At 35.7% G+C, this 20,087-nt stretch carries 19 protein-coding genes; 4 read left to right on the forward strand and 15 right to left on the reverse strand.

Translation table 11 applies throughout. From position 1 onward, the window contains the following. Positions 1 to 111: 111 nt before the first annotated feature. Positions 112 to 723 carry a helix-turn-helix domain-containing protein gene (locus BMX40_RS16495; protein ID WP_342028689.1) on the reverse strand — a complete coding sequence of 204 codons (612 nt, stop codon included), beginning with the start codon at positions 721 to 723 and terminating at the stop codon, positions 112 to 114. Between the two features lie 160 nt (positions 724 to 883). Between BMX40_RS16495 and BMX40_RS16500 the strand changes: the two genes are divergently transcribed. Then, complete coding sequence (locus BMX40_RS16500) at positions 884 to 2,464, forward strand: peptide chain release factor 3 (RefSeq protein WP_090871965.1); 1,581 nt, start codon at positions 884 to 886, stop codon at positions 2,462 to 2,464. Between the two features lie 54 nt (positions 2,465 to 2,518). On the opposite strand, the gene mgtE is transcribed toward BMX40_RS16500, so the two are convergent. The 9 genes from mgtE to BMX40_RS16545 form a co-directional block, all read right to left on the reverse strand. Then, complete coding sequence (mgtE, locus tag BMX40_RS16505) at positions 2,519 to 3,880, reverse strand: magnesium transporter (protein WP_090871967.1); 1,362 nt, start codon at positions 3,878 to 3,880, stop codon at positions 2,519 to 2,521. Between the two features lie 175 nt (positions 3,881 to 4,055). Further along, entirely contained in the window at positions 4,056 to 5,207 is a 1,152-nt protein-coding gene (gene rodA / locus BMX40_RS16510) for a rod shape-determining protein RodA (protein WP_090871970.1), read from the reverse strand. A 29-nt stretch (positions 5,208 to 5,236) separates the two neighbouring features. Next, the gene (locus BMX40_RS16515) at positions 5,237 to 5,890 is read right to left on the reverse strand and encodes a DUF1232 domain-containing protein (protein ID WP_090871973.1); all 654 of its coding nucleotides are present in this window, start codon (positions 5,888 to 5,890) and stop codon (positions 5,237 to 5,239) included. A gap of 132 nt (positions 5,891 to 6,022) precedes the next feature. Next, positions 6,023 to 6,442 carry an arsenate reductase (thioredoxin) gene (gene arsC, locus BMX40_RS16520; RefSeq protein WP_090871974.1) on the reverse strand — a complete coding sequence of 140 codons (420 nt, stop codon included), beginning with the start codon at positions 6,440 to 6,442 and terminating at the stop codon, positions 6,023 to 6,025. A 15-nt stretch (positions 6,443 to 6,457) separates the two neighbouring features. After that, entirely contained in the window at positions 6,458 to 7,750 is a 1,293-nt protein-coding gene (locus BMX40_RS16525; protein WP_090872014.1) for an arsenic transporter, read from the reverse strand. Between the two features lie 24 nt (positions 7,751 to 7,774). Beyond that, positions 7,775 to 8,122, reverse strand: a complete 348-nt coding sequence (locus BMX40_RS16530; RefSeq protein WP_090871976.1) for an ArsR/SmtB family transcription factor — start codon at positions 8,120 to 8,122, stop codon at positions 7,775 to 7,777. 111 nt (positions 8,123 to 8,233) lie between these two features. Continuing rightward, positions 8,234 to 8,806 (reverse strand): hypothetical protein, encoded by a 573-nt coding sequence (locus BMX40_RS16535; protein ID WP_090871978.1) that lies wholly within the window; start codon positions 8,804 to 8,806, stop codon positions 8,234 to 8,236. Positions 8,807 to 8,817: 11 nt separating this feature from the next. Next, entirely contained in the window at positions 8,818 to 9,711 is an 894-nt protein-coding gene (locus tag BMX40_RS16540) for a ParA family protein (protein WP_244513641.1), read from the reverse strand. A 124-nt stretch (positions 9,712 to 9,835) separates the two neighbouring features. Continuing rightward, positions 9,836 to 10,243: a YuzC family spore coat inner layer protein gene (locus BMX40_RS16545; RefSeq protein ID WP_090871982.1), complete on the reverse strand. Its 408-nt coding sequence runs from the start codon at positions 10,241 to 10,243 to the stop codon at positions 9,836 to 9,838. Between the two features lie 158 nt (positions 10,244 to 10,401). On the opposite strand from BMX40_RS16545, the gene BMX40_RS20410 reads away from it, so the two are divergent. Next, positions 10,402 to 10,563 (forward strand): hypothetical protein, encoded by a 162-nt coding sequence (locus BMX40_RS20410; RefSeq protein WP_170840831.1) that lies wholly within the window; start codon positions 10,402 to 10,404, stop codon positions 10,561 to 10,563. A gap of 33 nt (positions 10,564 to 10,596) precedes the next feature. Here BMX40_RS20410 and BMX40_RS16550 read toward each other — a convergent pair whose 3' ends face one another. The 3 genes from BMX40_RS16550 to BMX40_RS16560 all read right to left on the reverse strand — a co-directional run bounded on the left by BMX40_RS16550 (position 10,597) and on the right by BMX40_RS16560 (position 14,115). Continuing rightward, the gene (locus tag BMX40_RS16550; RefSeq protein ID WP_090871984.1) at positions 10,597 to 11,106 is read right to left on the reverse strand and encodes a hypothetical protein; all 510 of its coding nucleotides are present in this window, start codon (positions 11,104 to 11,106) and stop codon (positions 10,597 to 10,599) included. Between the two features lie 219 nt (positions 11,107 to 11,325). Further along, positions 11,326 to 12,435 carry a DUF4145 domain-containing protein gene (locus BMX40_RS16555; protein ID WP_090871986.1) on the reverse strand — a complete coding sequence of 370 codons (1,110 nt, stop codon included), beginning with the start codon at positions 12,433 to 12,435 and terminating at the stop codon, positions 11,326 to 11,328. Between the two features lie 219 nt (positions 12,436 to 12,654). Further along, complete coding sequence (locus BMX40_RS16560) at positions 12,655 to 14,115, reverse strand: SulP family inorganic anion transporter (protein WP_090871988.1); 1,461 nt, start codon at positions 14,113 to 14,115, stop codon at positions 12,655 to 12,657. 303 nt (positions 14,116 to 14,418) lie between these two features. Between BMX40_RS16560 and BMX40_RS16565 the strand changes: the two genes are divergently transcribed. Beyond that, a complete protein-coding gene (locus BMX40_RS16565; protein WP_090871990.1) occupies positions 14,419 to 14,601 on the forward strand; it encodes a helix-turn-helix domain-containing protein in 183 nt (60 codons plus the stop codon). A 145-nt stretch (positions 14,602 to 14,746) separates the two neighbouring features. Here BMX40_RS16565 and BMX40_RS16570 read toward each other — a convergent pair whose 3' ends face one another. Both BMX40_RS16570 and BMX40_RS16575 read right to left on the reverse strand, forming a co-directional pair. Beyond that, positions 14,747 to 17,839 (reverse strand): AAA family ATPase, encoded by a 3,093-nt coding sequence (locus BMX40_RS16570; RefSeq protein ID WP_090871992.1) that lies wholly within the window; start codon positions 17,837 to 17,839, stop codon positions 14,747 to 14,749. Between the two features lie 15 nt (positions 17,840 to 17,854). Then, positions 17,855 to 19,045: an exonuclease SbcCD subunit D gene (locus BMX40_RS16575; RefSeq protein ID WP_090871994.1), complete on the reverse strand. Its 1,191-nt coding sequence runs from the start codon at positions 19,043 to 19,045 to the stop codon at positions 17,855 to 17,857. Between the two features lie 502 nt (positions 19,046 to 19,547). Between BMX40_RS16575 and BMX40_RS16580 the strand changes: the two genes are divergently transcribed. Then, positions 19,548 to 20,003, forward strand: a complete 456-nt coding sequence (locus tag BMX40_RS16580) for an NUDIX hydrolase (protein WP_090871996.1) — start codon at positions 19,548 to 19,550, stop codon at positions 20,001 to 20,003. Positions 20,004 to 20,087 lie beyond the last annotated feature (84 nt).

A 20,087-nucleotide genomic window follows, 5' to 3' on the forward strand; every position in this document is an offset into this window, starting at 1 on the left:
GGTGAGAGAGTTGGGCTAGTCGCTGGGCGCCTGAGCTGGACGTAGCTGTGGCTATAAGTAAGCTTAATATACGCTTATCTATAAATAAAAACCTGAGAACTATAAAAGATCTCAGGTTTCCATTGGGTTTGTAATAAAAAAAGTCAGTACTTGTGCCCCATCATTATTAACGGGAATAAACAAGTGAGGTTTCGATCCTTGAAAATATGCACTATCCCCTTTTTCCATATAATGTTTTTCACCGTCATAATTCAGATAAATCGAACCCTCTAAAATAAAAATAAATTCATCCTGTGAATGAGTATATAATTCCTCACGTACGTTAAGGTCCTTCGGCGTAACATGTACAATCGTGGGTTCAATACCTGTATATTGGGAACGATTTGCTAATAACTCATACGAATACCCCATGTTTTCGTCGCCAATTTTGGACGGTCTCTTTGATTTTGGTAATAATACAAGGTCTTGTTCAGGTTTTTCTTCCAGTACCCATGAGAGAGGAACCTCCAAGGCATCGCTAATCTTGGACAATGTTGCAATTGCCGATGCAGTTTGTCCATTCTCAATTTTGGACAATAAACTCTTAGAGATACCACATTCATCAGCAACCTGTTGTTGGGTTCGTTTTTTTCGTAGACGCATTTCTTTTATTTTTTTTCCTATGTAATTGAGATCTATGTTCTCCCTCTCCCCTCTTAAACATACACCGTATTTTTTCATCATAGAACAGACCGTTTGAAATAGTCAAGATACAGAGATTGACGAAATACGGAACAAGTGCTATCTTTTGATGGTGATTAGATAATACGAAGGAGCATTGGTCCAATGTAAAATAAATCCCAAACTAAAAAATAAACGAACTAATAAAGAAGGGATTTTTGTTATGAGTATTCAAGAAGAAGTTAATAAACGAAAAACATTTGCAATTATCTCCCACCCGGATGCAGGGAAAACAACATTAACCGAAAAGTTACTATTATATGGAAATTTAATTCGTTCTGCTGGTACGGTTAAAGGGAAGAAGTCTGGAAAATACGCGACTTCAGATTGGATGGAAATTGAAAAACAACGCGGAATTTCAGTTACTTCGAGTGTCATGAATTTCCCATATAAAGGATACCAGGTAAATATACTTGATACCCCAGGTCACGAAGACTTTAGTGAAGATACGTACCGAACACTTACAGCTGTAGATAGTGTCGTTATGATTATTGATGCGACAAAAGGGATTGAAGCCCAAACCCTAAAGTTGTTTAAAGTTTGTCGCATGCGAGGTATTCCGATTTTCACCTTTATTAATAAGCTCGATCGTGAAGGGAAAGAACCTCTTGAATTATTAGAAGAAATTGAAGAAGTGTTAGATATTGAAACGTATCCAATGAATTGGCCTGTTGGTATGGGCAAAAGATTTCTCGGTATCTTTGATCGTCATGAGAAGCAATTTGTACAGTACAATGGAAATGAAGAGGAAAGCTATATCCCATACGAGGAACTGAAACAGCCTGATCACACTGAATTGGTAACCCAAGCAACCTATGAGGCAGCTGAGGAAGAACTAACACTACTTGATGAAGCAGGAGATCAATTTTCGTTAGATGCCGTTTTAAGCGGGAAACAAACCCCTGTATTTTTTGGGAGTGCATTAGCGCCTTTTGGGGTGGAGACATTTTTTAATACGTTTATTTCTATGGCTCCAGCTCCAACACCACGTAAAACAACGGGAGGAGTTATTCAGCCGGGAAATCCAGACTTTTCAGGTTTTGTTTTTAAAATTCAAGCAAACATGAACCCTGCCCATCGTGATCGGGTAGCCTTTCTAAGAGTATGCTCGGGTAAATTTGAACGTGGGATGAGTGTTACTTTAGCTCGAACAAATAAAACGATAAAGCTAGCCCAGTCTCAGCAAATTGTCGCATCTGATCGTGATACCGTTGATGAAGCGTATGCTGGGGATATAATTGGTATATATGATCCGAATGCCTATCAAATTGGTGATACACTTATTGCAGGAAAAGATAGGTACGAATATGATGAATTGCCACAATTCCCTCCAGAATTATTCAAGAAAGTTGCAGCCAAAAATGTCATGAAAGCGAAGCAATTTAAAAAAGGGATCGACCAACTGGTTCAGGAAGGTGCCATTCAATTATTCCGTGATAAGCGAACAGAATCCTATATCATTGGTGCTGTAGGAGAATTACAATATGAGGTATTTCAATATCGTATGAAGAATGAATATAATGTGGATGTCGTTTTTGAAACGATTGGAGAACGAATTCCACGATGGTTAAAGCAAGAACAAGTAAATGAATCATTATTTGATGAAAGAAATATGCTTGTCCGAGATCGGGAAGGAAATTTCTTAGTTCTATTCAAGAACGAATTCTCCTTAAACTGGTTCAAAGATAAGAACCCAAACATCGACCTCATCGACCTATTTGAAATCAACACATACGGTGTCTAATGTAGTTCGGTGCCAGGCACTTGTCGAAATTCGGCAAGTGCCTGGCACCGTTATTTATGTTAATTGTGTTAGGAATATGGTTGCCAATCCAAAGTAAATGAAAAGGGATAGAATATCATTAATTGTTGTGATAAGAGGGCCGGATGCAACAGCCGGGTCCACATTAAATTTATAAAGTATGAGTGGGATAACAGTCCCAGCTAATGTACCAATGATTAGTGTTAACAATAACGAACTCCCAACAACAAAACCAAGTATTAAATCACCTTGCCAAAAATATGCGATAATAGCAATTAAAATGGCACAAACAATACCTATAATAATACCTACCCACAATTCTCGTAAGATTAGCTTTATTACGCTTTTAAAATCGAGATCATTTGTAATCAATCCCCGAACAACAACCGCCAAGGATTGGGTTCCGGTGTTACCTGTCATACCAGCAATCATTGGCATAAAAAATGCTAGTGCAACTACTTGATCCAACGTATCCTCAAATCCACTAATAATACTTCCTGAAACAAGACCAATCAATAATAAGAGAATGAGCCACGGTAATCTGCGATATGCAGCTATCATAGGTTTCGTATTGAAATCAATCGCTTTACCTGATGCAGAAAGTTTTTCAATATCTTCATTGGCTTCCTGTATAACAACATCAATCATATCATCAACCGTAACGACACCAACTAAAGTTTCGTCTTCTTCGATTACTGGAATGGATACGAAGTCATACCGACTAATTAATTTTGCGACCTCTTCTTGATCGGTATGCACATTTACCTTTACCAATCGTGTGAACATAATCTCTTCTACTTTATCTTGAAGATCTGCAAGCAGTAAATCCTTGTAAGAAACAACACCGACTAGCCTTTTGGCTTCATCAATGACATATAAATAATTTAAGTACTCAGCCAGCTCTGCGAAATGTTTGATTTTATCTACGGCTTCTCGAACCGTATATTTCTTAGGAATCCATACATACCGGTTGGTCATGATTCGTCCAGCGGTTTCTGATGGATAATTCATGAGGTTTTGAACAACTTCAATCTCCTCTTGCTTCATTTCAGATAATAATTCTTCAATTATTTCGGGTTCCAAGTCTGATAATAACATTGCCAAATCATCGTTTTCCATTAAATCCAGCACTTGTGATGACTTTTCTATACCTAACTTATGTAGTACATCTAGTTGATCGTCTTTTTCTTCTAATTCCTGTATTAGATCCGATAACTGTTCAATTGACAGATAAAGAATAAATTTATTTTTATGTTTTCGAGGCAAATGAAGATATTGCTGCGCCAAATCATATGGCTGCAATTCATCTACAATGGTTTGAAACGTAGGTTTCTTCCCTTCTTTCAACGATTGTATTAAAGCCACCATAACCTCATTTTCATTCATCGACAAACTCATTGACAAACCCACCTCCCTTTCGAATTCGGTGCCAGGCACTTGTCAATTTTTGATAAGTGCCTGGCACCGAAAATTCTTTGACGTTAACTTTTAGTATGTCACGTTGGATTTTCTTTTATGAGATTCCATTTCGAATTTTAATGCTCTTTGAACATAGTATAACTCCTATCTTAACCTAATCAGAAGCAAACATATAATTTCTTGAACGTTTATGTACACTAAGTACTAGTCCCATGGCTATCATATTTGTTAGTAAGGCACTACCACCGTAACTTATAAAGGGTAAAGGAAGGCCAGTTATAGGCATTAACCCAATTGTCATAGCAATATTTTGAAAGACTTGGAACGTTAAAAGTCCAACAATACCAACGCTTATATAAGCGCCAAATAAATCGTTTGACCCCAAAGCAATTACTATAATCCTATAAATTAAAATAAAATATAAACTAATTAAAATACAAGCTCCAACAAAACCAAAATCTTCTCCAATTACTGCAAAAATAAAATCGGTATGTGCTTCAGGAATTTTTCCGTTTTGCACTTGTACTCCTTGGTTAAATCCAGCACCTGTTAATTGTCCTGAACCAATACCTAGAACTGCCTGCTTTAACTGATATCCATAGTCAGAGGCATATTCATTTGGATTTAACCACCCATAAATACGTCCCATTTGATGAGGTTTGAATATCTTAGTGAATAAATCGAAATAATTAAAATAGATGTAGACCAATGATAAAAAACTTGTAAATAAACTTATTACCAATAATCCAATCATTTTTAACGAAATACTTGAAATAACTAACATAATGATCGTAATAGACGCAATCATTAAAGCTGATCCTAGATCAGGCTGGACAAGTATTAATGCAAATGGAAATACAGCAAATAGAATAACCTTTACTGTAATAAAAATACTAGCTGTAAACGTGATTCTTTCAACGCCTATTCTTTTCAAGAGCACAGCCAAGTGTAAAATAAGAAATATTTTAATAAATTCTGATGGTTGGAGGTCAAAAAATCCTAAGTCAATCCAACGTGTGGAACCATTTTTTGTAACTCCAAAAAAGTGTACTGTGAGTAGCATTGTAACACCCATTATATATAGATACAATGCAACTCGTTCGAGTAATTGATAATCAAAATAAGCTGTACACATCATAATGATAAAACCTATTACATACCAAAACAGTTGTCTTTTGACAAAAAAATAAGGATCTTCTTGAACATACTGTCCGGATCCACTATATACAGCTATCAGACTATATATCAATAAACATCCTAGTACGAATAATAAAACGTAATCTTTTTTTTCTTCTCTTTGCTTCATCCAAATTACCTCTTTGTTTGTATCGATTTCTATGAATCGGTTACCGATAACATATGTGTAATATATTGGACTACAAACGCATCATCTAAATAACCTACAGCAAAAATATAGTCAGGAATAGCGTCTAAGGTAAATATAAAGTAGAGTAACGCACTTCCCATAATAAGTAAGCGTTTTTTAGATCCTTTTTGTAGTCTAAAATAATGATACATTTCTTCAAGTTGCTTCATGTAGAACCCAGCACTTCCTACTGTTTTTAACTTTTCCTTAAACGCATTTCGTATCGTCTTTCTACCGGCTTGCGTTGCACCAAAAGATTCATAATGGGAAAGAAGGTGTTCAATTCTCTCCATGGAAAAAGCATCCGCTTTAACCCTAGAATGGGTAAGCATTGCCTGGATGTGATTAACGGAGAAATGTAATTCTCCTCTATCCTCTGCAGCCTTCTTGCCACCAAGAGAATAACCCGATAAATGAATCAAAGTTGGTAATGGGACTTCTAAACTATTAGAAAACTTTTGCAAATGATTAAGATTTGCTTTACGTTTTCCATTAACAATCTTGGATATAACCGCAGGATCAATCCCTGTATCCTTCCCAAGTTTTCGCATGGAAAGAGATTTCTTCTTCATAGAATCTAATAAAAACTCACCTAAACTACCTTCTGTTACCATTTTTTGCATCCTCTACCATCCTATTATTCTATTAACTATTATGAACTCTACAACACCGTTGACAATTTGTCAACAAATCATCAAAAAGGTGCCAGGCACCTATCGAAATTAGATTGACAAGTACCTGGCACCTTTTAATTATTATTCTCCTGTCTCGGCAAATTGTTTTATTCGCTGCCCTATTTGATCACGGACACGTTGGAAAACTTGCCACTTTTCTGCTTCTGTACCTTCAGCTTTTGCTGGGTCGTCAAATCCCCAATGTTCCCGTTTTACGTATGGAGGTGTAACAGGACATTTATCTTTCGCATCACCACATAACGTTACTGCAAGTTTTGCATTATTCAAGATTTCTGGATTAATGATATCTGAAGTTTGATCAGAAATATCAATTTCGACTTCATTCATCGCTTTTACTGCATTGGGATTTAATCCATGTGCTTCAATTCCCGCACTTTTCACTTCCCACTCATCACCTAAATATTTCTTTGCCCAACCTTCTGCCATTTGACTTCTGCACGAGTTACCCGTACACAAGAAATAAATTATTTTTTTATCCATATTCATTCTCCTTTGTTAAAATATTGTAAGTGTAAGATATAATCCTAATAACGTAATAAATAAGATTGGAAGTGTTAGAACAATACCGGTTTTAAAATATGTCCCCCATGATATTTTCACACCCTTTTGAGATAAAACATGGAGCCATAACAATGTAGCAAGGGAACCAATCGGTGTAATTTTCGGCCCTAAATCCGAACCAATAACGTTAGCATAAATTAACGCTTCCCGAATTACCCCCGTTGTATCTGTCTCTGCAATTGCAATTGCATCAATCATAACAGTCGGCATATTGTTCATAATAGATGATAAAATAGCTGCTATGAATCCCATGGAGATCGTTGCAATAAAGAGCCCTTCTTCTGCAGCAAGTTGGATAACATAGGCTAAAATATCTGTTAGGCCAGCATTACGTAATCCAAATACAACTACATACATTCCAATTGAAAAAAATACGATTGCCCAAGGAGCACCTTTTATTACGGACATGGTGTCCACAACTGCGCTATTTCTAGCCATAAGTAAGAAGAAGATTGCAATTACACCAGCCACAATCGATACCGGAAGATTGATAAATTCACTCACAAAATAGCCGATTAACAGTACGGATAGGACAAACCAGGATAAACGAAACATTTTTAAATCCTTAATCGCCTCTTCTGGCCTTTTTAATTGGGAAACATCGTATTTCCTTGGAATACTTTTTCTAAAATAAACTAATAGGACACCAATTGTCGCAAGCAAAGAAAATAGGTTTGGAATAATCATACGACTAGCATATTCTACAAAACCAATCGCAAAAAAGTCTGCAGATACAATATTCACTAGGTTACTGACTACAAGCGGTAATGACGTCGTATCTGCTATAAATCCACTAGCCATAATAAAAGGAAATACCATTTTCTCCTTAAAATTCAAATTGCGAACCATTGCTAATACGATGGGTGTTAAAATTAATGCTGCCCCATCATTTGCAAAAAATGCCGCTACAATTGCCCCTAAAATACTTACATAGACAAACATTTTAATGCCATTTCCCTTTGCCGCCCTAGCCATATGTAGCGAGGCCCATTCAAAGAATCCAATTTCATCTAATATTAAAGATATAAGAATGATCGCAACAAAAGCCAATGTTGCATTCCATACAATACCAGTTACTTCAATCACATCTTGAAACCCTACTACTCCTACAATTAAAGCGACAATCGCTCCACCGCACGCAGACCAGCCAATGGACAAACCTTTAGGTTGCCATATAACTAGGATTAATGTGATAAGAAAAATAATAAATGCTAGTATTACTTCCATTGTAAGCAAAATTTATCCCTCCAATTAACAACACGAAATTCTTGATCCATTCTCTTCTAACTGTTTTAGCTTGTCGTCTTGATTTGGTATCTGTGAAAGAACTTGTTGAACAAATGGAAAAAATTCATTTTCCTTATTCATGGAATAAAAAATCCATTGTCCTCTTCTTTCTTCTTCGACAAGACCAATATCTCGAAGTTTACGTAAATGCTGACTGATAGAGGGTTGACTTGCTTGAAAAATTTCAACAAACTCACAAACACAGCAATCGTTATTCTCTAAGATCTTCATCATTGTTAACCGAGTACGATCCCCCAGCAATTTAAAAATTGCAGCTGCTTTCTCTATATTAACAACATCAGTATTCAACAATATTAATCCCCCCTAATATATTACTTTATTAGTATATAACTATTTACTTATATAATCAAACAAAAAAATAGGTGCCAGGCACTTGTCGAACTTCCGACAGGTGCCTGGCACCTATTTTTCTGAACGTATAATTTGGCCTCGTAATTTTGCGCCTATGATGGATTCCGCTATTCGATTTAAGAGTTTTTGTTTTGTATAAGTTTGTGAAACGTAAACATCCATCGATTTAGCCAACGCAATAATATCTTTTTTTGTTCGAAGCTTAGGGTGATTAGCTAAATAATCCTTACCCTTTTCGACCGAATCAAACTTATGTATTTCCTCAGCTAACTTTTGGTGCATGTGATCATTATTAGCCGTTGATTTTATGTTTTCTCCAAACGAATGAACCAACTTATTAATAATATCTTGCTTCGTATCTCGTGATTTATTTGAAACATTGTAATGCTCGCTGATTAAAAGCAATTCTTCTTTCTTAAACTGTTTTTTAATGTCTTCTAATTTCAATAAACGGATATCGCTCCTAAACTTTTCTACTAGCAATGCAGTACGCTGGTTAGGCTCCAACTGTTCATACCGAACCACTGCTTTTCCGCTTAACAAATTTTGATATTGCTCGTTCGATAAATCTGAAATAAAATCCATCAATATGAATAAGAGTTTTTCTGTTTCTTTTTTCCCCACTTGCCTCCCTCCTACGTAAACATCCTTGTTAAAGTTAGGATCTCTTTTACGATACCTTGTATTTCTTCGCGTACACGTTCCTGCTGTGGATAGCCTTTTCCAAGTACGACCGGTACTCCTGTCTCCGGAGCCATCGCAAACAATGTTTTGTTTTCCCGCAACAAAAAGCGAAAGCAGCGATGTTCACGTTCAACCTGATTTATATATTCCTGTTGGACAGCTGTTGGTTTCTGTTTATAAAAGGAAACCATCGTAAAAATAACTCCTAACATTTTAGGAGAGATTGTTCTTTCCTCCGCTTCAATTGCATATTGATTAAACTTTTCCTCTAGATCTTTCACATGACGAACCAACGTATTTATTCCAAGGGTAGATAAATAATCCGCTTTTGCAGGAACAACAAATGCATCACTTGCAATGATAGCGTTTTGGGTAACCAAATTAAAATTTGGAGGACAATCAATAATAATGATGTCGTAATCATCATTAATTTCTTCCAGTTTATTTTGCAACCTTGTTAAAACACGTAAATAATTACTCCGAATCGTTCTTTCTGTGTTTCCGCCTAACCTACTTGAAAGTTCCATATCCACATGAATTAACTCCAAGTGCGAGCATATCATATCAATTTTTCCCTGCTCAAGCTTATTATTTACAACGCTTGGCGTAATGACCGACTCCTTTAATGACACATCTTGATCCCGATCTAGAAACTCATCATACCAATGCTTAATGGTCCTTCCTTTACGGTCTAAGTCCAGCCATTGATCAATTGTCACAAAGGACAACGTTAAATTCGCTTGTGGATCCAAATCAATTAACAGCACCCTATTTCCTCTATTAGCAATTTCCCCAGCAAGATTTGCTGCAATGGTCGTCTTCCCTACACCACCCTTATAATTCATCACAGAAATTACCCCACAAAATCACCCCTCCAACACTATACATATGCATACACAAACGAAAAAAATTCCAAAATCGGTGCCAGGCACTTATCATTGTTAGTTGCATTGTGTTGGATTTACGGATCTACCTCCATCTTAAGGTCATGGTTAGCTTGCAACAGTCTGTTCCTTCTACTTGAGAGTGCATGGTAAGGTTAAGTCCATCTGGGTTGTAATCGACATCGACATCCCCCTGAACACCGGTAGATTCAATTAATTCTTTAACTTTTTCTGTTTTGTTTTTTTGCGCTTCATCCATTATTTTATACGCCAATTGTTCATCCTCTGATAGTTTATTTAGAATGACTGAAGCATCTGCCATTAAATGCTTAAATGCCCCCGCTGATTTAAAAAAGAGATCTGCATCAACGTCTGGATATTGTTGGCGAATAGGAAAATATTTAACATAAACTGGGTATCCCCACGGATATTGAATAATTGGTTGATAATAGGATGGGTACAATGCCTGATAAGGGTCATACAAATAATACATAACCAATTCCCTCCTGAAATTTTAACAAGTTAATACAATATATGTTAACGAACCTATAAAGTGCTTTTCCCATCGATTCATAGATTCTTACCAGACAGGAATTAAAAAATTTCAATTGGGAATCCTACATACCTAGGTATGCTATTGGAGGTGTATGTATGCAAAACGAAACCCGGGAATACCGGACGGGACAGGGAGTTCCAGCAACTGGACAATACCTATGTCAGTCTGGTAAAACGGTACAAATTGCTAAAGGTGAAAGGTTTCCATCATGTCCAGTTAGTGGAAATGAGACGACCTGGACACATGATGATCGTTAAACAAGGGGATTCCCCTTGTTTTTTTACATACATTTAATTAGCCAATTCCTCAAGAAAGGTTATTCCTATCGCAGAGGAACCAACCATCTTCCATTTTCCATGCACCTTCTCCATATGATAAATAACTTCTAGGATACGATCCAAAAACTCTTGATTTTCTTCCACCGTATACATCTTTTGCTTAACATATAAATCAGCCTTCGTTGACGAATCAAAGGTGACTTCCATTTCCTGCGCCTCAATCACTGCTCCAATCTCTTGTATCAGCTGAAATTGACTTCTTATATTTTCTTCTGTATCTGGATCCATGGATAATGTATTCATATATGTCCCTTCATCCCCAGTTTCCATTGCATCCAACTGTTTTGTATAGACTTCAATAATATCTTGTTCATTAACTTCTTTTTCTCCATTTTTTATGTTGGCCTCTGGCACTTCTTCCGCACTCCTGTTATCTTCCACTTCACCGCTTAGCTCTGCATCATCCACACAAGCTGATAAAACAGATATGAAACACCCAACTAATACGACTGCACGTTTCACTTTATTCTCCTCCCACCAACCCTTTTATTCAGTAAGCAAGGACTTGGTTGTATTCATTTCATGATGTAAAGTGAATTTATTTCAACTTTTCCCCACCAATTGTTTTCAATAAGATACTTATGCGAATTAAAAATAAATATGGCTACACAAAACCCCCGCAAAATTAAATAGTATCTAATTTTGCAGGGTAGTATGGAGAATTATGTTTTTTCTAGCAACCTATTTTTCTGTTATCTGGTTAAACAGATTTTCTACCGTACCTGTGCCGACATTCTCATATTTTGCTAGAATAACGAGCTCCCTAGGTAATTGACCAACCATCTCAATTTGATCTTGTTTTAATTGACGTAACAAACTAGGAATTCCTGAAAATTCTTCTGTCGTAAGAGGTACATTGGCTAGTTTTTCTGTAAGGACAATGTGTTTTTCTTTGTAAAATAAAAATAGTTCTCCAGGACGTTCTAGGGTTAGCTTTCTACGAAATTTTTCTTCCTCTATGAAAATTTTTAATTCCTCAAACAAATTTTCATCATTACGTTCCCCAAAACGTTTCACATGATGATGTAGCCCCTCCAATCTACGCGGAAGTTCACTCATGATTCTTGCCTGCTGTTCGGCCCCTAGCCTAATCAGAAACGTTTCTGATTTTGTAAACCTCTGTGGTAACAAGAATGCATCCCTCAAAAAATGAGGTATGCCTAACTGCTCGCCTTTGTAGCTAATGTTTCGTATCGTTGTATAGCCTGGCGCTAGCGTTTCCATCTGACTTTCGTTAGTAATAATATTAATTTCTGTATTATCGTCGACCTGATCGTTTATGGGTTGTTGAACAGATTCCGTAAGTATTTTTTCTAGGGATTTTAATCGAACTTCTATTTCTGTAATATCATATTGTTTTTCCATCCTTGGCTTGGGATCTTGATATTCAGGTACTTTTACATGAACCGGTCCGTATACCTCAACATACCATTTAACAATTTGATAAACAGATTCCCAAGAGATTAGTGCTTCCGAATAACGAAATGAACGTGCGTCATGTGCTGCTTGATTACCGATTTGTCGAACATGGTGTAATGCATCACGTATTTCTGATTTAATATATCCATGTTTATCAAGTAAATCAATTCTATCCTTTAAGCTGTTCCACTGCTCCGATGGAATAGCTTCCGCTCGAATCACCTGATCCAAAATATTTTCCACAAAAACTCTAGCATGTGTCAACATCGTCCTCGGACTAGTAAATATACTAAATTCCAACTCCCTAGCAACTAATGCCAGCTCTTTCGACACGTTTTCTAAAAAACGATAAAAATAAGTATCCATCTTCATGTTGTCCTCTCCTTTGGTGCTTTCACTAATGGTGCCAGGCACCTGTCGATATATGTTGGTCGAAGTAAGTTTAGTATCTATTATTATTCTTATTAATGCGTAAATCCCAATGATTCCTCATAAGTTACCTTGAATTGCTAACAACTCATTCTATCATACAAAAAGGTGCCAGGCACTTGTCGAGTATTCGACAAGTGCCTGACACCGATACATCAATTATTAATGTCCAGAAGCTTTGGATAATCCACCAATTTTCTTCTTCAAGTGATTACTCTCTTCATTTAATCCGCTATAGGATACACGAATATTATTTTGTTCAAATTTTGTCTCTATTTTATCCAATGCACCAACAGCAGAGTCGTCCCATAAATGTGCATTTGAAAGATCAATCTCAACTTCTTTAACAGTATCGTTAAAGTTAATTTTATCTAATAAATCATTTACTGAAGCAAAGAATATTTGACCATTAATCTTATAAACTTTTTTCGTACCTTCTAATGCCACAATCTCATTTACTTTTACTTTAGATATTTTTGCAGCAAAGAAAACTGCACTTAATAGAACGCCTGCTAGAACACCTTTGGACAAATCATGTGTCACCACAACGGTTAGAACTGTAATAACCATAACTGCGGCATCTGTTCTTGGTAATTTATTCAAATTACGTATTGAGGACCAATCAAAAGTACTGATTGAAACCATAATCATAACTCCAGCCAATGCAGCCATTGGAATTTGAACAACAACTCCCCCTAGAACAATTATCAAGAACATAAGAAATATTCCAGCGACTAGCGTTGATAATCTACCATTTCCACCTGATTTCACATTAATAACAGACTGTCCGATCATTGCACATCCTGCCATGCCACCGAAAAATCCAGAAACGATATTGGCTATGCCTTGTCCACGACTTTCTTTATTTTTATCACTTTCCGTATCTGTCATATCATCTACTATATTAGCTGTTAATAATGACTCTAGTAAGCCTACAATTGCTAGTGATAATGAATAAGGAAAAATAATCATCAAAGTTTCCAAATTAAACGGTATTGATGGAATCAAAAAGACTGGTAATTGTTGTGTCAAGTTCCCTAAACTACCAACAGTCCGCATTTCTAAATTAGCAAAAATAACAATTGCTGTTACGACGATAATAGCAACAAGAGTAGATGGAATTGCTTTTGTAAATCTAGGTAAAATATATATAATTGCTAGTGTCAACCCCACCATTACATACATTACCCAGCTTTCACCTATGAAATGTTGAAGTTGAGAGGTAAAGATTAATATTGCTAATGCATTAACAAATCCTACCATTACCGACCTAGGGACAAACTTCATAATATTTGCCAATTTAAATACTCCAAATATTATTTGTAGAACTCCCGTTAATATCGTTGCCGCAAGCAAATATTGTAATCCATAATCTGCAACGAGTGTAATCATCACTAATGCCATAGCACCAGTTGCAGCAGAAATCATTCCAGGACGTCCACCAACAAATGCAATAACTACCGCAATACAAAAAGATGCATAAAGTCCCACCATTGGATCTACTCCAGCGATAATCGAAAATGCAATTGCTTCAGGAATTAAAGCAAGTGCAACAACGATACCAGCTAATACATCACCACGTACATTTCCAAACCAATTTTGTTTTAGTTGCTGTATGTTCATGTTAGCACCTCTCTTATTTTTTTTGAATAACGTTAACACTATGTTGACGTTTTTTACCGCTAAGAACAAGAAGAATCATACCATATCCGTATCACAGTTCAAAACGCCATGGAAACGCGATCATTCGAGATTTACTTTGAAACTCTTCTATTTTCTTTTATTTTCTATTAAATTGTATAAAAAGCTATAATTTTATATTTACTTATAACTGAGTATAATTGAATCTAACTGACCTGATATATTTTTATTGTTTAGCGGTTCTATGGTATGATACAAACATGATAACTATTTGGGGGCGACCTTATGGAAAGAGAGATAATGACGGTTGCACAAGTTGCGGAGTACTTGCAGCTAAGTGAAATGACTACATATAAACTTGTTCAGGAAGGGAAAATTCCTGGTTTTAAAATAGGTAGGCATTGGAGAGTAAAAAAAGAAGATCTAAATGAATTTATTGAACGCTTAAAAAATGGTGAACGGCTTTAGTCAAAAATAATCCCGTGTTAATTCAAAGAGAATAACACGGGATTTTATAATAGAAAGCGTTAACCTTCATTTATTAATATTTTCATCAATTAAACGAGAGTCAATTTCTATTTGAATTTACTAGCAAATAAAGTTATCACTACTATTATTTTACAACAAATTTCGTTTGGCTATGTCCTTCTTTAGTCTTAGATACCTGTAATGTCGCTGGAAACATGGTTTTCAGTTCTTGTACATGGGAGATAACGCCAATCATACGACCTGATTGTTGTAAATCAACCAACGTATCGATAGATTTGTTTAAAGATTCCTCGTCCAATGAACCAAAACCTTCATCAATAAACATTGTGTTGATTGAAATATTACCTTGAAAGCTTTGAATAACATCCGACATTCCAAGGGCTAAACACAATGAGGCATTGAACTTTTCTCCTCCAGAAAGTGTTTTTACATCACGTGTTTGTCCAGTATAGGCATCATACACATCTAATGCCAGTCCACTTTGTCTTCCGTGAGATTCTTGGCGATCACTACGGATCAGGTAGTACTGACCGTTGGACAACCGTTTTAACCTTTCATTGGCTGCTTCAATAATCTGTTCCAAATACTCAATTTGTAAATATCTTTCAAAGGATATTTTTTGCTCGTTCTGTCCCCTGGTAACGTTGTATAGATCAGTAATTGTAGTAAGTTTCTTCTCAAAAATACGAAGCTGTTCCTCGACATCTAAAATCTTTTGTTTTAATTCAGTGCATTCCTTTAAATATTCTTTTGATAGATTCAACTTATTTAGTGCAATCTCATAGGTTTCTTTTAGTTTTTTCACTTCTTCCTCTATCGCAAGAACATTAACTCTTGATTTCCCATGTAAGGATTTTCTTAAATCTTCTACTTGCTGTTCTACTAGTGAACGTTTTTCATTAAATTTCTGGATAGAATCTTTTAGTTTATTACATTCTGCCTCAGCTATTTTAGCTTCTTGATATGCATTTTCAGATTCAAACTCTGCTTCCTCAATCTTTTCTTTAAACTGATTTCTAGCAAGTTTTAATTTCTCATTCGTCTCTTCTAACTGTTTTACTGCATGAGAGTGATTGGAAGTCGCCTTGGTCTGCTCAAGTTTTGCCTGATCCAGTTGCTTTTGCGCTTGCTCCCAGGCTTGATCAAGTTTATATTTTTGTTGTTCATTCTTTTGTATTTCTTCCTCTAATTTTGATAACGTTCTATATTCTTCTGGTATATTACGTAACCTTTCATCGTACACAGCCTTAGAAGTTTGGTAAGTTGATCGAAGTTCTTGATAGTTAGTATCAAATTCTTCTTTTTGTTTATCCAATTTTTTCAATTCGTTCTTAATCGTCTCGTACGATTCTTTCTCCCTAACTAATACCTCCCTCATCTCCTGTAATTCTTTCACTTCCTTGTTCAAACGAGTACCTTCTTCTACCAACTTATTATTTACTTCCACAGCATCCGTAGCTGATATGGAAAAATTAGATAATTCTTCTGTTTTTTCCTTTAGTTGGGAAAGGTTCGCTTCTTGTTTAGCAGCGGCATTTCGGTAAATATCAGCTTTTTCATCAAGTTCTTTTTTTAATTGCTCTAGTTCATCCTTCGTAACAGAGTTATTATGCTGGGTAGCTTTATTCGGATGTTCCAAACTACCGCATACTGGACATGCCTTACCGTCATGTAAATGTGTGGCTATTAAACTAGCTTGATTATTCATCCAAAGTTCTTCTGTAGTTTGATATTGTTCCCTCGACTTCTCATAGGCTGTTTTCTTAAATTCTAAGTCCTTGGTTAATTGTGTTTGGGTTTGTTTAAGGTGAAGGAAATCTTTTAAAACTTTGGCTTTTTCCCTCATCTCCGTTAGCTGTTGGTGTTTTTCTGGCAGTTGGCTAACGTCTTTATCCATTTGCTTTATTTTTAAGTCTACTTTTTCTGCTTTTTCTTGTTCTTTATGAAGGGATTCCTTTACAAGCTTCAACTTTTCTTTGGCTTGATTCCCCTTCACTGCTAGTTCTTGCAATTGTCGTTCTCTAGTAGTGATGTCTTTTACAGTAGGAAGATACTCCTTTAAACGGTCAATTTTTCTCCCGATTTCTTCACGTTCTGCTTTCCTGGACTCTTCTTTCCTATATACATTTTCTGTCTTTTCTAACTGTTGATCAGCTTGTATTTTTTCAAATTCAGAATTAGTAAGTGCTTTGGATTTAATTTGCTCATCTTTAGTCCATTCAATAACTTGCTTTTCATATACTTCTAGATTACTTGCTCTTTCTGCATCTTCGAATTGTTTTTCTTTTGTACGAAATTCTGGAATACGATCTTGTAATTCTTTCCGTTGATTTTCTTTTTGATCTAATTCCTGAAACCGTTCATTTAAAACTTTAGCAGATGAGAACTCTTCCTGTTTTCTCTCATGGGACTTGTAAGCTTGATCGTATTCATCTTGATCAGCTTCAATCTTCTGTTGATAAAAAACTGCTTCCTGCTCTAAACCTGTTACGACTTGATTCGCGTTATAATGGTCTTCACCCAATACTTGAAATAATAATGAATCCTCACGATTAGGAAGTGATGCACGAATTTGCTGAATAAGTTGGTCCTTTGATTGTTCTGACTGATCAAATTCTTTCTCAATCATTTGCTTTTTATTTCGTAAAATTTCATTCATTTCTTTATAGGATTCTGTTTTAAAAAGCCTTCGTAATATGGCTTCTTTATTTTCTGTTTGCGAAGTTAATAGTTTACGAAATTCACCTTGAGGTAACATAACAATTTGTTTAAATTGATCTTGTGTTAAGCCAATAATAGATTCAACTTTTTTATCAATCTCACTGACTATTTGCCGATCAACACAAGGTACTTCTTGTTCACCAATTTTTTCATAAAACTCGTATTTTTCACCTGTTTTGGACTTATTTCCTTGTTTTACATGGCCAAGTTGGCGAAGAATCCGGTACATTCGACCACGCAATTCGAACTCTAATTCAATCGATGTATGGGTGTCATCTTCTGCAAAATCGCTCCGAAGCATCTTGTGATCCTCTCTATCTGTACCACTTGCGCTTCCATAAAGTGCAAAACAAATCCCGTCAAAAATAGTCGTCTTTCCTGCTCCTGTATTACCAGAGATAACAAACAAATTATTATCATTTAACTCTTTAAAATCAACGGTTTCCGTATTCTTATAAGGACCAAATGCAGTCATTTTTAATTTCAAAGGTTTCAATTTCCCATCACTCCCCTACTTATTCGTTGTAACTTCTTTTGGATTGGTGCGCCATTCTTTTTCTTCATGAAGTAATTCATCAAAAACTTCTTTTATGATTGCTTCTGTCTCTTCATTTGCTTCAATTCCTTTTACTTCTTTATAAAAAGCTTTAAACAACTCTAAATCACTCATTTTACTGCGGTTTACAGATTCTGATTCATCCTCTATATTTGGAGATATCCCATATTTTTTTCGTTCCACATGCATTGCATTGGGGTATACGGATCTAACCTTTTCCATAGGTGATAATACTGGTGCCTCATCAGCAAGCCGAACAAATACGTAATCTTCATTTACTGGATGTGTTAATAATTCTTCTAGTGTTGCTTCAACTGTACGAATATCTCTTTTTGGTTTAAATAGGCGCTTTTCTAAAGCAACGTTTCCTTCACCATCCATATCAACAACATAGAATCCTTTTTTATGATGCTCTTCCGAAATGGAATATTTCAATAAGGAACCCGAATATTGAATATTATCTTGTAGTACTTTATGAGCCTGATGTAAGTGGCCAAGTGCAGTATAATTAAAAGGAGAAAAATGGTGAGCATCAACGTATTCTGCCCCACCAATTGAAAGGGGACGTTCAGAGTCACTCGTATTTTCCTCTTCTTCTCCAAAGGGAGTGACAAAAGCATGTCCAATAAATACGTGTCGACTGTTTGGCTCCATCGAATGTTTAATGGTTTCAACAATTTTTCTCATCGCATCATTATGAGAACGAATTTCCTCATCCTCGAATACGGTACGTACGACACTAGGATCGCAATAAGGAATAAGATGAAAATGTACATCACCAAACTCATCATTTAATATAACCGGATCAACATCTTTAGATAAATTACCAATAACATGAAAACCCTTTTCCTTCATAATTTTACTACCAAAATTTAACCTGCTAGGACTATCATGATTTCCTGCAACAGCCAATACTGGAGTTTCTAATTTCAAAACAATTGTCTCTAAGATTTCATCTAACAAATGTACAGCTTCTATTGGTGGAACAGCTCTGTCATATAAATCTCCTGCAATAATAACAGCGTCTGGTTTTTCCGTTTCGATTGCTTGTAAAAATTGATCCAATACAAATTTCTGATCTTCCGTCATGTATACACCTTGTACTAGTTTCCCTAAATGCCAATCAGCAGTATGAAATAGTTTCATAGAAACTTCCTCCTTCATAAAGTAAAGCGTTTCTTACTTCTATTATAATATATTTTTAATCGTTTAGATGTTCCCATAACTATTTTGATTATATTACCAAATATCATATAGAATGGGTAATTACAGTATTCTGTTCAAGAAGTTATTTATTAGTTTTATATAATCGTTCTTATGTTCTCTATTATACGGGTACATTTTTACTCATGCAATTTGACCTTTCTTTGGAAAATTCTATTATTAACGTTTATGTTTACATATATTTGTATTTTCAAAAGTGTAAAAAGAATATAATTAATTATTGATACCGTATGTAAGTAAAATAAATCACTTTCACCCTCTTCTAAATTTTTTATCCTGCATATAACTTGCAGCAAGCCCCCCACTTCAAACCTACGAGGTAAAACCAAGGAGTTTATGTGGGTGATCAACTAATAATATGATACGATATTGGTAGTTAAATAGGACCTAATTGTTACTTATTTTTTCGACCGGAGGTTTGCAAATGAAAAAGGGACTCATTAGAACATTGGCTATTTGTATATTTAAGAACAACAAATTTATTCTAGTGGCTGAAGGATTTGATTCAGTAAAACAGGAATTCTTTTACCGGCCAATTGGTGGTGGTGTTGAATTTGGAGAAAGAAGCTCAGAAACAATTATAAGAGAAGTTAAAGAAGAGATAGATGCTGAAATAAATGAGCTTACGTATTTAGGCACGACTGAAAATATATTTACATTTAATGGAAAAATCGGACATGAGATTGTTATGGTATATGATGCAAGATTCATAGATCCTTCCTATTATGAGCTAGAATCTTTTCAAGGAATAGAGGACAATGGAATGTCATTTAACGTTTATTGGAAGCCACTAGAAGACTTTCAAACAGGCAAATTAAGACTTGTTCCAGAAAACTTACTAAATCTAATTGATAACAGAATTTCATGCAAAAAACCATGATACGGAATTCCGTATCATGGTTTCTTCAATTGCCTGGCGGCGTCCTACTCTCGCAGGGGCAAAGCCCCAACTACCATCGGCGCT

The organism is Oceanobacillus limi, from assembly GCF_900111445.1.
Lineage (GTDB): Bacteria > Bacillota > Bacilli > Bacillales > Amphibacillaceae > Ornithinibacillus > Ornithinibacillus limi.